The 13,609-nt window shown below is 69.7% G+C and carries 5 protein-coding genes, 1 tRNA gene and 1 rRNA gene; 2 read left to right on the top strand and 5 right to left on the bottom strand.

From position 1 onward, the window contains the following. Positions 1-169 precede the first annotated feature (169 nt). The 3 genes from OG242_RS24635 to OG242_RS24625 form a co-directional block, all read right to left on the bottom strand. Positions 170-2,932: a DNA translocase FtsK gene (locus OG242_RS24635; RefSeq protein WP_405900215.1), complete on the bottom strand. Its 2,763-nt coding sequence runs from the start codon at positions 2,930-2,932 to the stop codon at positions 170-172. A gap of 185 nt (positions 2,933-3,117) precedes the next feature. After that, a complete protein-coding gene (locus OG242_RS24630) occupies positions 3,118-3,795 on the bottom strand; it encodes a two-component system response regulator (protein ID WP_405900214.1) in 678 nt (225 codons plus the stop codon). A gap of 245 nt (positions 3,796-4,040) precedes the next feature. Beyond that, entirely contained in the window at positions 4,041-9,485 is a 5,445-nt protein-coding gene (locus OG242_RS24625; RefSeq protein ID WP_405900213.1) for a HAMP domain-containing protein, read from the bottom strand. Between the two features lie 412 nt (positions 9,486-9,897). Between OG242_RS24625 and OG242_RS24620 the strand changes: the two genes are divergently transcribed. Continuing rightward, positions 9,898-12,513 carry a SpoIIE family protein phosphatase gene (locus OG242_RS24620; protein WP_405900212.1) on the top strand — a complete coding sequence of 872 codons (2,616 nt, stop codon included), beginning with the start codon at positions 9,898-9,900 and terminating at the stop codon, positions 12,511-12,513. A gap of 26 nt (positions 12,514-12,539) precedes the next feature. Continuing rightward, on the top strand, positions 12,540-13,109 hold the full coding sequence (locus OG242_RS24615) for a hypothetical protein (RefSeq protein ID WP_405900211.1): 570 nt from the start codon (positions 12,540-12,542) through the stop codon (positions 13,107-13,109). A 73-nt stretch (positions 13,110-13,182) separates the two neighbouring features. Here the strand turns inward: OG242_RS24615 and OG242_RS24610 are convergent. Together OG242_RS24610 and rrf are read right to left on the bottom strand one after the other, a co-directional pair. Beyond that, a tRNA-Thr gene (locus tag OG242_RS24610) sits at positions 13,183-13,255 on the bottom strand. 184 nt (positions 13,256-13,439) lie between these two features. Next, positions 13,440-13,556, bottom strand: a 5S ribosomal RNA gene (gene rrf, locus OG242_RS24605). Positions 13,557-13,609 lie beyond the last annotated feature (53 nt).

Raw genomic sequence — 13,609 nt, 5'->3', positions numbered from 1 at the left:
GGTGTTCAGTCTAGGGGGGGTACGAAAGGGTGGGGCAACCGGGCGGGTGGACTTTGTACGCCATCAGATTCGAACAGAGCCGGTTTCACCGGGCCGCCCCGGGGAAGGACGTTCCGTCCCTCCCTTCAACTTGACGTGCGGCCCGGCGAAACGGTTGCCCGCAAAACTCTTACGAACCCGTTTCCCCGCGAATCTGTGCCAACACCCCGTCGAGCTCGTCCGGTTTCACCAGGACGTCGCGCGCCTTGGACCCCTCGCTCGGTCCGACGATGTTGCGCGACTCCATCAGGTCCATCAGCCGCCCGGCCTTGGCGAAGCCGACCCGCAGCTTGCGCTGGAGCATCGAGGTCGATCCGAACTGGGTGGAGACGACCAGCTCGACGGCCTGGCACAGCAGGTCGAGGTCGTCGCCGATGTCCTCGTCGATCTCCTTCTTCTGCTTCGTCCCGACCACCACGTCGTCGCGGAAGACGGGGGCCATCTGGTCCTTGCAGTGCTGGACGACCGCCGCGACCTCGTCCTCGGTGACGAAGGCGCCCTGCATGCGGACCGGCTTGTTCGCCCCCATCGGCAGGAACAGTCCGTCACCCTTCCCGATGAGCTTCTCGGCTCCGGGCTGGTCCAGGATGACGCGGCTGTCGGCGAGCGACGAGGTGGCGAAGGCGAGCCGGGAGGGCACGTTCGCCTTGATCAGCCCGGTGACGACGTCCACCGAGGGGCGCTGCGTGGCGAGCACCAGGTGGATGCCGGCGGCGCGGGCCAGCTGGGTGATACGGACGATCGAGTCCTCGACGTCGCGCGGGGCGACCATCATCAGGTCGGCCAGCTCGTCGACGATCACCAGCAGATACGGGTACGGCGCCAGCTCTCGTTCGCTGCCCTCGGGCGTCTTGAGCTTGCCGGTACGCACCGCCTGGTTGAAGTCGTCGATGTGCCGGTAGCCGAACGCCGCGAGGTCGTCGTAGCGCAGGTCCATCTCGCGTACGACCCACTGGAGGGCCTCGGCGGCCTTCTTGGGGTTCGTGATGATCGGCGTGATCAGGTGCGGGATGCCCTCGTACGCGGTCAGCTCGACGCGCTTGGGGTCGACGAGCACCATCCGGACGTCCTCCGGCGTGGCCCGCACCATGATCGAGGTGATCAGGCAGTTGATGCAGGAGGACTTGCCGGAGCCGGTCGCGCCGGCCACCAGGACGTGCGGCATCTTCGCCAGGTTGGCCATCTCGTAGCCGCCCTCGACGTTCTTGCCGAGCGCGACGAGCATGGGGTGGTCGTCCTCCGCCGCGTCCGCGAGCCGCAGCACGTCGCCGAGGTTGACCATCTCCCGGTCCGAGTTGGGGATCTCGATGCCGACCGCGGACTTGCCCGGGATCGGCGAGATGATCCGGACGTCGGGGCTGGCGACGGCGTACGCGATGTTCTTGGCGAGCGCCGTGATCCGCTCGACCTTCACGGCCGGGCCGAGCTGCACCTCGTACCGCGTCACCGTCGGCCCGCGGGTGAAGCCGGTGACGGCGGCATCCACCTTGAACTCGCTGAACACGTTGGTCAGCGAGGCCACGATCGCGTCGTTGGCGGCGCTGCGGGTCTTGCCGGGCCCGCCGCGCTCCAGCAGGTCGAGCGAGGGCAGCGAGTACGTGATGTCGCCGGAGAGCTGGAGCTGCTCGGCGCGGGCGGGCAGCGGCTGCGACTCGGAGCGCTCGGGGACCGGCTTGGTCAGATCCGGTACGCCACCGGCGGGCGTCGGCTCCGTACGCTTCCCGGCGGGCTTCGCGGCCGGCTCCGCCTCCCGGGCGCCCGGCACCGGTGTGCCCGTGCGTTCGCGGTCCACCGAGACGCCCTGCGTGAGGTCGGCGACGACCGGCGAGGGCGGCATTCCGTTGAGCACGGCCCCGTCCAGCGCGGCGGCAGCGGCGGCAGCGACGTCCACCGCGTCCATCGGGCGGTTCATCGCGGGCTGCACCGAGGGCCTGCGCGGCCTGCGGCGCTTGGACAGCGCCTCGGACTCCGCGACGTCCGGGTCGTACGTGTCGGACGCCTGGGAGCGGCGTGAGCGGGACGGCAGCGCCTCGCGCCACTGCTCGTCGTACCGCTCGTCGTCGCCGCCCTCCTGCGCCTCGGGGTCGTACGCCGGTTCGACGATGCCCAGCTTGACGCCGAGGAGCCGAAGCCGCTGCGGGATGGCGTTGACCGGGGTCGCGGTGACGACCAGCAGACCGAAGACGGTGAGGAGCAGGAGCAGCGGTACGGCCAGCACCTCGCCCATGGCGAAGATCAGCGGCTTCGACGCGGCCCAGCCGATCAGGCCGCCCGCGTCCTGCATGGCCTCGGTCCCCTCGTCGCGCCCGGGCGAACCGCACGCGATGTGGACCTGGCCGAGCACTCCGATGACCAGGGCGGAGAGGCCGATGACGATGCGGCCGTTGGCCTCGGGCTTCTCCGGGTAGAGGATCAGCCGCACCGCGATGGCACCCAGCAGTATCGGCACCAGCAGGTCGAGCCGGCCGAACGCGCCGGTGACGAGCATCTCCACGAGGTCGCCGACGGGGCCGCGCAGGTTCGACCAGGTGCCCGCGGCGACGATCAGCGCGAGGCCGAGCAGCAGCAGCGCGACACCGTCCTTGCGGTGGGCGGGGTCGAGACCCTTGGCGCCGCGCCCTATGCCGCGGAACATCGCGCCGACCGCGTGGGCCGCGCCGAGCCAGACGGCCCGCGCCAGCCGGTACACCCCGCTCGTGGGCGAGGGCGCCGGCGGCGGAGCGGTCTTCCTGGCCGCCGCCTTTTTGGCGGGCGCCTTCTTCGCGGGCGCGGTCTTCTTGGCTGCGGTCTTCTTGGCGGGCGCGGCCTTCTTCGCCGGACCCGGGCCACCGCCGACGCGCTTCGCGGTGCCCGCAGTGCCCTGGGAACCCTTGCCGGACGTACGTGAGGCCATGGGGCCGAGGTTACCGGTGTCCACGCCGGTGAACACGTGCGCGTACCGGTTCACCCGTCCGTGTCGTCCTGCGGGGGCCGGAAACTGACGCGCCCTCACCGGCGGGCGCACGCCGAACGCCCGCGACCGCCGGTCAGTTGCGACCGGCCCCCCCAAGGCGCCCCACCCACACGGCGGGTGCGCCGTTACGAGGGGACGGCCGCCGACGCGCCGCCGGTGCCGGGCTCCAGCGCGTCCAGCGCGCGGCGCAGCCCGGTCAGCTTCCGTTCGAGATGGGCGGCCGTCGCCACCGCGCCCGCGTCCGCCGACTCGTCGTCGAGCTGCTTGGACAGCGCCTCCGCCTGCTCCTCGACGGCGGCGAGCCGCGCGGAGAGTTCGGCCAGCAGACCGGCCGGCTCCTTCTCCTGCTGGGCGCTCGACTGTCCGCCGCCCTCCAGCTGGAGCCGCAGCAGCGCCGCCTGCTCCCGCAGCTGGCAGTTCTTCATGTACAGCTCGACGAAGACCGAGACCTTGGCGCGCAGCACCCACGGGTCGAACGGCTTCGAGATGTAGTCCACCGCGCCGGCCGCGTAACCCCGGAAGGTGTGGTGCGGACCGTGATTGATCGCGGTGAGAAAGATGATCGGGATGTCCCGGGTCCGTTCCCGCCGCTTGATGTGCGCGGCGGTTTCGAAACCGTCCATGCCCGGCATCTGGACGTCCAGCAGAATGACCGCGAAGTCGTCCGTGAGCAGCGCTTTGAGCGCCTCCTCCCCTGACGATGCCCGTACCAGTGTCTGATCGAGCGCAGAGAGGATGGCCTCCAGCGCCAGCAGATTCTCCGGCCGGTCATCGACCAGGAGGATCTTGGCCTTCTGCACCATGGCCCGTCCTCCTCGCCCCGGAATTGCACCGGGCGCCGCCCCGGGGGACGGCTCCCTTACGCCGTCCGTCCTTGTGCCGGTCATGGTAGCCGCACCCCGGCGGTCACCACACCCTGTCACCGCGATGTCACCGTGCACGTACCGGAAACGCGGCGGGGGACCAGAAGGTTCCCCGCAATCCGCGTTCCCACACTCCTTCGGACATCGCCGGTCAACAAAACTACGTAAATTCGCTCAGTGAGTGCTCACTCTCCGCTCATCCACTGTTCCATGACCGAAAGAAGATGGTCGGGGTCGACCGGCTTGGTGACATAGTCCGACGCACCGGACTCGATCGCCTTCTCCCGGTCGCCCTTCATCGCCTTCGCGGTCAGCGCCACGATCGGCAGGCCGGCGAACTGCGGCATCCTGCGGATCGCCGAGGTCGTCGCGTAACCGTCCATCTCCGGCATCATGATGTCCATCAGCACCACCGTCACATCGTCGTGCTGCTCCAGGACTTCGATGCCCTCGCGCCCGTTCTCGGCGTAGAGGACGGTCAGTCCGTGCTGCTCCAGCACGCTGGTGAGCGCGAAGACGTTACGGATGTCGTCGTCGACGATCAGCACCTTCTCGCCGCTGAACCGGAACGTCCTGCGCACCTCCGGTTCGTCCTGGCCGCCCACGGCCCACGGCTCCTGCGGGGCGGCCTGAGCCGGCTGCGGAGCGGGCGCCGGACGCGGCGGCAGCGCGGGCTGCTGCCGCCCGCCTCCCAGCGCCTTGCGCCGTTGGCTCAGCCGTCCCGCCGCTCCTGCGGGCTCCTGCGCGGCGTCCGGCGCGCCCGGCACGTACACCTGCCCGGCGTCCGTGACCCGGCCGCCCGCGACCATGCCGGTATGGCCCTCGGCCTGACCGGGAGCGAGCTGCGGGTAGCCCTGCGGCGGGAGTTCGCTCGGGTGCAGCGGGAGGTACAGCGTGAACGTCGAGCCGCGACCCGGTTCGCTCGCCGCGTGGATCTCGCCGCCCAGCAGCCGCGCGATCTCGCGGCTGATGGAGAGGCCGAGGCCCGTACCGCCGTACTTGCGGCTGGTCGTGCCGTCCGCCTGCTTGAACGCCTCGAAGATGACCCGCATCTTGCTGGCCGCGATCCCGATGCCCGTGTCGGTCACCGAGAAGGCGATCAGGTCGCCGTCCGCGTCCCGCAGCGAACCGGCCTCCAGCAGCTGCTCACGGATGGCGTCCGGCACCTCCTGGCCCGCGTGCCTGATCACCAGCTCGACAGCCCCGCTGTCGGTGAACTTCACCGCGTTGGAGAGCAGGTTGCGCAGCACCTGGAGGAGCCGCTGCTCGTCGGTGTGCAGCGTGGCCGGCAGCTCCGGCGACACCCGTACGGAGAAATCCAGCCCCTTTTCCGCGGTGAGCGGCCGGAAGGTCGCCTCCACGTAATCCACCAGCTGCACCAGGGCGATCCGGGTCGGGCTGACGTCCATCTTGCCCGCCTCGACCTTCGACAGGTCGAGGATGTCGTTGATCAGCTGGAGCAGGTCGGAACCGGCCCCGTGGATCGTCTCGGCGAATTCCACCTGCTTCGGCGAGAGATTGCCCTCGGCGTTGTCCGCGAGCAACTTGGCCAGAATGAGCAGCGAGTTGAGCGGCGTTCGCAGCTCGTGCGACATGTTCGCCAGGAACTCGGACTTGTAGCGCATCGAGACGGCGAGCTGTTCGGCGCGCTCCTCCAGGACCTGCCGCGCCTCCTCGATCTCGGTGTTCTTGACCTCGATGTCGCGGTTCTGGCGGGCCAGCAGCTCGGCCTTCTCCTCCAGTTCGGCGTTGGACGCCTGGAGGGCCTTCTGCCGGTTCTCCAATTCCTGCGAGCGGTCGCGCAATTGCTCGGTGAGCTCCTGCGACTGTTCGAGCAGCTTCTCCGTCGTCGTGTTGACGCTGATGGTGTTGACGCTCGTGGCGATCATTTCCGCGAGCTGGTTGAGGAAGTCCCGCTGGATGTGCGTGAACGGCTGGAACGAGGCCAGTTCGATGACACCGAGGACCTTGCCCTCGAACAGCACCGGCAGCACGATCACATGCGCGGGCGGCGCCTCGCCGAGCCCGGAGGAGATCTTCAGGTATCCCGGCGGAACGTTGTCCACCTGGATCGTCCGCTTCTCCTCGGCGGCCGTGCCGATGAGCGTCTCGCCCGGCCGGAAGGACGTCGGCATGGAGCCGGCGGAGTAGCCGTAGCTTCCCCGCATGCGCAGCTCGTACGCCCCCTCGGCCTCGGCACCCAGCGCGTCGGTCTCGCCGGTGGGCGTGGCCAGGAAGAACGCGCCGTGCTGCGCGGAGACCACGGGCGTCAGCTCGCTCATGATCAGCGACGCGACGTCGTCCAGGTCGCGCCGGCCCTGCATCAGACCGGAGATCCGGGCGAGGTTGCCCTTGAGCCAGTCCTGCTCCTTGTTGGTGGCGGTGGTGTCGCGCAGGTTCGCGATCATCGTGTTGATGTTGTCCTGGAGGGCCTGGATCTCGCCCGCCGCGTCCACGTCGATCTTCAGGTTGAGGTCGCCGCGCGTCACCGCCGTCGCCACGGCCGCGATGGCCCGCACCTGACGGGTCAGGTTCCCGGCCATCTCGTTCACCGACTCGGTGAGGTCGCGCCAGGTGCCGTCCACGTCGCGCACCCGCGCCTGGCCGCCCAGCTGCCCCTCGGTGCCCACCTCGCGGGCGACGCGGGTCACCTGCTCGGCGAACGAGGACAGCTGGTCGACCATCGTGTTGATGGTGTTCTTCAGCTGCTGGATCTCGCCACGCGCATCGATGTCGATCTTCTTGGTCAGGTCGCCCTTGGCGATGGCTGTGGTGACGGCGGCGATCTGGCGCACCTGGCCCGTCAGGTTCGACGCCATCGAGTTCACGGACTCGGTGAGGTCCTTCCACGTACCCGAGACGCCCGGGACGCGCGCCTGGCCGCCCAGCTCACCCTCCGTACCCACCTCGCGGGCGACACGCGTCACCTCGTCCGCGAACGAGGACAGGGTCGTCACCATCGTGTTGACGGTGTCGGCCAGCTCGGCGACCTCGCCGCGCGCCTCGACGGTGACCTTCTTCGTCAGGTCGCCGTTGGCCACGGCGGACGAGACGCGGGAGATGTTCCGCACCTGGCTGGTCAGGTTGTTGGCCATCAGGTTGACGTTGTCGCTGAGGTCCTTCCAGATGCCCGTCGCGCCGCGCACCCGTGCCTGGCCGCCGAGGATGCCCTCGGTGCCCACCTCGCGGGCAACCCTCGTCACCTCGTCGGCGAAGTTGAGCAACTGGTCGACCATCGTGTTGACGGTCGTCACCAGTTCGAGGATCTCGCCCTTGGCGTCGACGGTGATCTTCTTGGACAGGTCACCGTTGGCGACCGCGGTCGTCACCTCGGCGATGTTCCGCACCTGAAGGGTGAGGTTGTTGGCCATGCCGTTGACGGACTGCGTGAGGTCCTTCCACGTACCGGAGACCCCCTGGACCTCGGCCTGACCGCCGAGGATCCCCTCGGTGCCCACCTCGCGGGCCACCCGCGTCACCTGCTCCGCGAAGTTCGAGAGCTGGTCGACCATGGTGTTGAGGGTGTTCTTCAGCTCCAGGATCTCGCCGCGCGCGTCCACGTCGATCTTCTGCGACAGGTCACCGCGCGCCACCGCCGTGGCGACCTGCGCGATGTTACGGACCTGGGCGGTCAGGTTCCCCGCCATCCCGTTCACCGAGTCCGTCAGATCACGCCATACCCCGGCCACGCCGGGCACCTGCGCCTGACCGCCGAGGCGCCCGTCCGTGCCCACTTCACGGGCCACCCGGGTCACCTGCTCGGCGAAGGCGGAGAGCTGGTCCACCATCGTGTTGATGGTGTTCTTCAGCTCCAGGATCTCGCCGCGCGCGTCCACGTCGATCTTCTGCGACAGGTCGCCCCGCGCCACCGCCGTCGTGACCTGCGCGATCTGGCGCACCTGGGAGGTCAGGTTCCCCGCCATGAAGTTGACGGAGTCGGTGAGCTCCTTCCACGTACCGGAGACGCCGTCCACCCGCGCCTGACCGCCGAGGCGGCCCTCGGTGCCCACGTCCCGCGCCATCCGCGTGACCTGGTCGGCGAAGGAGGACAGCTGCGCCACCATCGTGTTGACGGTGTTCTTCAGCTCCAGCATCTCGCCCGCGACGTCCACGGTGACCTTCTGCGACAGGTCGCCGTTGGCCACCGCCGTCGTCACCTGCGCGATGTCCCGCACCTGACCGGTCAGGTTCCGGAACGCCGTGTTCACGGAGTCCGTGAGGTCCTTCCAGGTCCCCGCCGCGCCCGGCACCTCGGCCTGCCCGCCGAGCCGGCCCTCGACGCCGACCTCCCGGGCCACCCGGGTCACTTCCGAACCGAAGGACTGGAGCTGGTCGACCATCGTGTTGACGGTGTTCTTCAGCTCCAGCATCTCGCCGGCCACATTGACGGTGACCTTCTGCGTCATGTCACCGCTGGCGACGGCCGTGGTCACCTGCGCGATGTCCCGCACCTGGATCGTCAGGTTCCGGAAGACCGTGTTCACCGAGTCGGTGAGGTCCTTCCAGGTGCCCGCCGCGCCCGGCACCTGCGCCTGGCCGCCGAGCACACCCTGACCGCCGACCTCGCTGGCCACCCGGGTGACCTCGTCCGCGAAGGTGCGCAGCGTCTCGGTCATCTGGTTGATCGTCTCGGCGAGCTGGGCGACCTCGCCGCGCGCGCTCACCTGGACCTTCTGCGACAGGTCACCGTTGGCGACGGCCGTCGTCACCTCCGCGATGCCGCGCACCTGGGAGGTGAGGTTGCCGGCCATCGTGTTGACGGAGTCCGTGAGGTCCTTCCACACCCCGGCCACACCCGGCACCACGGCCTGACCGCCCAGCTCACCCTCCGTACCCACCTCACGGGCGACGCGGGTCACCTCGGAGGAGAACGAGGACAGCTGGTCGACCATCGTGTTGACGGTGTTCTTCAGCTGGAGCATCTCGCCGGCGACGTGGACGGTGACCTTCCGCGACAGGTCGCCCTTGGCGACCGCCGTCGTCACCAGCGCGATGTCGCGCACCTGCGCGGTCAGCCGGTACGCCATGGTGTTGACGGAGTCCGTGAGGTCCTTCCACGAACCGGACATCCCGCGCACCTGGGCCTGGCCGCCGAGCTTGCCCTCGGTGCCCACCTCGACCGCGACCCGCGTCACCTGCTCGGTGAACGCGGACAGCTGGTCGACGAGGTTGTTGACCGTACGGGCGACCTTCAGGAACTCCCCGCGCAGCGGCCGTACCGTCTCGTCCGCCGTGTGGGAGCGCAGCTCCATCCGCTGTTCGAGGTCGCCTTCGGCCACCGCCGACAGCACCCGCCCGACCTCGGAGACGGGCCGCGCGAGGTCGTCGACCAGCTCGTTGGAGGCATCGATCGCGGCGGCCCAGGAGCCCTCGCAGGCGCCCGTTTCAAGACGCTCGGTGAGCTTGCCCTCGCGGCCGACCACGCGCCGCACCCGCGCCAGCTCGCCGGTGAGGTGCACATTGCGGTCGGCGACCTCGTTGAAGACCGCGGCGAGCTCCGCCATCACGCCTTCACCGGAGACCGTGACGCGCCTGCGGAAGTTGCCGTCGCGCATGGCGACCAGACCGGCGAGCAGTCTGTGGAGCGCCGCGGCGTCGACCTCTACGGTTCCATTGCGCTGCTTCTTCACGGGCTGTCCGCCTTTACTGCGCGTGCTTGCCCCCCGCGCCGCCACGTCAGACTCCACCGTGTCCCTCCCGCAGGGGTTGACCATCTAGCTAGGACCTCGTCCGAGAGCTTGCCCAGAACTTCCACGGCTCACCGCCACGGCCCACCGTCGACGGGTGACCATGCGGACGTCAAATCGTTGAAACGTACCAGGCGGGAACCGGTCGGGGTGGAACCTCCCATGGTTGTCCCACATCCCTCCGAGCGGAAGCCCATCCTGGACGGTCACCCGCCCGTTCCCGCCCGGTCCTGTCCGAAGACGGACCTCCGGTACCCGGTGCACGGGCGGAGCGTCTAGCCTGGCAGGCAAATCGAAGCGGCGAGAAACGGGCACAGGACTCGGGGAAGCGACGAGACACCATATGGGGAGTGCTGTGATCACGGCGCGTGCGGCTGCCACTTTCGACCCGGTGGCACGCTCCGTAGCGACGGCCCGTGCCTTTGTCCGCGACACCCTCCAGGGGTGGGGCCACACCGACGTCGTCGACGACGCCGTGGTCCTGACCAGCGAACTCGTCACCAATGCCGTGGTCCACGCGGGCACTGCCGCGGACGTACTGTGCCTGCGCACGGAGGACGGCGTCCGGGTCGAGATCTCCGACCACTACCCGGAACGGGAGATCCCGCTCCAGCCGGCCGGGCTGAACTTCGGCAACTCCGACAGCGAGAACGGCCGCGGACTGCTGCTGTGCGCGGCTCTCGCTTCCCGGTGGGGCGTGGAGTACTCCCCCACCCACAAACACGTCTGGTTCCAGCTCGACCTCCCGGACCGCCCGGTGGGCGTCCGCTCGGCCGGCCCGCTCCTGCCCGTCGGCCTGCTCCCGGTCACTGACGAACGCGTCAGGGTCGCCGTCGTCCAGATCGACAGCGAGGGCGCCGTCGCCGCGTGGAACGACGACGCCGCGTACCTGTTCGGCCACACGGCGGACCAGGTCATCGGCAAAGAGCTCACCGACTTCACCGCCTGGCCGCAGACGCCCGGCACCAGCACCGGCATCGCCGACGCCCTGCGCCTGTCCCGCTGGGAGGGCAGCTACGGCATCCGCGGCGCCGACGGCCGCACCATCCCTGTCTACGGCTCCCACCTGCGGGTACGCGACACCCAGGGCGAGCCGTCGACGGTCTGTCTCCTGGTGCGCGACTACGAACGCGCGGTACTCCAGACCCCCGTTCGCGCTCCCGTCTCCGACGCCGCCGAGAGCCGCAAGACGGACCCCTTCGAGGTCTTCATCGGCTCCCCCGCCCCGGACGACCTGGACGGCCTGCTCCAGCGCACCGTCGAACGCGCCCGCGACATGCTCGACGCCGACGCCGCCTTCCTGCTGCTGGCCACGGACGACGAGACCGAGCTGGAGGTCCGGGCCACGACCGGTCTGCCCTCCGCCCGCCAGCGCTTCGCCCGCGTCCCCGTGGAGGCCGGCACGGGACGGTACGGCTCCGCCAGGATGCCCGCCGTCCACGAGGATCTGGACGCCGTGCCGGGCGCGGTTCCGCTGCTCGGCAACACCGGCATGCGTTCGGTGGTCACGGTCCCACTGAAGGTCGAGGGGCGCCTCACGGGCTCCCTGGGCGTCGCGGCGGAGGCCGCCGGCCGCTACTCCAACGAGGAGGCGCTGCGCCTCCAGTTCGCCGCGGACCGGATCGCCCTGGCGGTCGAGTCGGCACGCCTGGGCGAGCTGGAACGGCTGCGCCGCGGCTCCCTGTCTTTCCTCGTGGAGGCGTCGGACCTGCTGGCGGGCACCCTGGACCGGGACCAGACGCTGGCTCTGATGGCCCAGATGACGGTCCCGACGCTGGCCACGTGGTGCGCCGTCTACACGATCGCCGACCAGGCGTCGGAGCCCGAGCTCTCCTACGTACTCCACGAGGACGAGGAGCGCATCGACGGCCTCAAGGCCCTCCTCACGAAGATCTCCCCGCCGGAGCCGGTGCCGACGCCCGGCGCCCGCGTCTGGTCCGCCCCGTCCCAGGCCGCCCACGAGGCGGCGCTGCGGACGTCGATGCGCAGTATCGGCATGGGCGACGCGGGCGGCCTCGGTTCCGGCACGCGTACGACGCTGGCGACCGCGGCGGCGGTGGGCGGGGAGACCGTCGTCCTCCCGCTCGTCGCCCGTAACCGGGTCATCGGCATGCTCACGCTCGGCAAGCCGTCCGATGACCACTTCCGCCAGGAGATCCTGGAACTGGCCGAGGACCTGTCCCGCCGGGCCGCCCTGGCCCTGGACAACGCCCGCCTCTACTCGGAGCGCACGGCGATCAGCCAGTCCCTCCAGCGCAGCCTGCTGCCCCCGGGGCTGCCGGCCGTGCCCAACGTCGAGGTGGACGTCATCTACCGCGCCGCCGGCGAGGGCAACGAGGTCGGCGGCGACTTCTACGACGTCTTCCCGATCCGGGACGGCGCCTACGGCTTCGCCATCGGCGACGTCTGCGGTACGGGGCCGGAGGCGGCCGCCGTCACGGGATTGGCCCGCCACGCGCTTCGCCTGCTGGCCCGGGAGGGCTTCGGCGGCCCCGCGGTCCTGGAGCGGCTCAACGCCGCCATCCTCGACGAGGGGACCCGCAGCCGCTTCCTCACCCTGCTGTACGGCGAGCTGTGGCCGCAGGAGGACGGCAGCGCCCTGCTGAAGGTCGTCTGCGCCGGTCACCCGCTGCCGCTGCGCCTGCGCCAGGACGGATCGGTGGAGCCTGCGGCGGACCCCCAGCCGCTGCTGGGCGTCATGGAGGACCTGGAACTGTACGAGCAGACGTTCACGCTGGAGCCGGGCGATGTCCTGTTGTGCGTGACGGACGGTGTCACGGAACGCCGGGAGGGCACGCGCATGCTCGGCGACGACGGCCTGGCGGACGTCCTCTCCCACTGCACCGGCCTTACGGCGGGCGCGGTGGCCGCACGCATTCTCCGGGCCGTCGAGCGGTTCGCCGCCGACCCGCCCTCGGACGACATGGCCATCCTCACCATGCGCGTCCCGGAACCGCACCCGGCGCCCTAGGGCGTGTCCGGTGACAGGATCGGCGCATGCTGACCGAGGGATACGACGCATGCCCGCTGGTACCGGGCGAGTCACTGATGGCCCGCCCGGGTTTCTGGTCGACCCACCTGCTGGCGATGTGCGCCGACGGCGGATGCACCGAGCAGCCGGTTCCGGAGTGGTTCGGTGGGGACGGCGCCGATTGCGACGCCCTGTCCGAGATCCTCTTCGATCCCGAACACTGGCCGGTTTTCAGGGTGCCGACAGAGGACGGCTCGGGAGTCGTGGTCGTCTATCGCAACCTCGACGGGGACTACGGCACCGACTATGTTCTGTCGGGGTCCGGGCTGACATGGCGCGAACTGATACGGATCGCGGACAGCCCGCTCTCCGCGGCCGACGGCGTCCAGGACACCGCCGACCGCCTCCTCCTGCTGCTCCCCCTCCTCACCGACCCGGACGTGCCCGAGTCAGCGCCGGCAACGATCGCCGCAGCCCTGACCGCAGTCGGCGGGCCCCGAGACACCGCTCCCGTCGCCGCGCGGCATCTGCTTGCCCACCTCAGCAAGAGGTCCCAACACGACCCCACGTGGGCCTCTCCGCTGAGCGGCAGTTGACGTCGAGGCGGATGGGGCCTCGGCCCACACACGAAGAAAGGCCCCGCCTACTGGCGGAGCCTTTCTCTTTCTGAGCCCCAATGCGGAATCGAACCGCAGACCTTCTCCTTACCATGGAGACGCTCTACCGACTGAGCTATTGGGGCCTTGCTGCCCTGCGGCAACGAGCTAAAGCATACCCTGGTCCAGGGGTTATGCAAAACCGCGGTGCACGTCGCCGACACCCCGTCACCGGCCGGGCCGGCCGAGGCTGTTGGCTGGCGCGGCTACGCTGACAGGGAACGCGAAAGAGCCCCGTGCCACAAGGGCACGGGGCTCTTCCTAAAAGGAGTTCGGCGGCGTCCTACTCTCCCACAGGGTCCCCCCTGCAGTACCATCGGCGCTGAAAGGCTTAGCTTCCGGGTTCGAAATGTAACCGGGCGTTTCCCTAACGCAATGACCACCGAAACACTATGAAATTGAACCAACCGGACAACAACACGGCTGTTCATTATTTCAGA

It is taken from the genome of Streptomyces sp. NBC_00727, from assembly GCF_045161745.1.
GTDB lineage: Bacteria > Actinomycetota > Actinomycetes > Streptomycetales > Streptomycetaceae > Streptomyces.
Note: the sequence above shows the minus strand (reverse complement) of the source record. Positions and strands in the feature narration are given on the sequence as shown.

What these genes read in the sequence shown, in the direction of transcription:
- OG242_RS24615 (WP_405900211.1), top strand. Translation starts at nt 12,540, where the DNA reads ATGCTGACCGAGGGATACGACGCATGCCCGCTGGTACCGGGCGAGTCA.
- OG242_RS24635 (WP_405900215.1), bottom strand. Translation starts at nt 2,932, where the DNA reads ATGGCCTCACGTACGTCCGGCAAGGGTTCCCAGGGCACTGCGGGCACC.
- OG242_RS24630 (WP_405900214.1), bottom strand. Translation starts at nt 3,795, where the DNA reads ATGGTGCAGAAGGCCAAGATCCTCCTGGTCGATGACCGGCCGGAGAAT.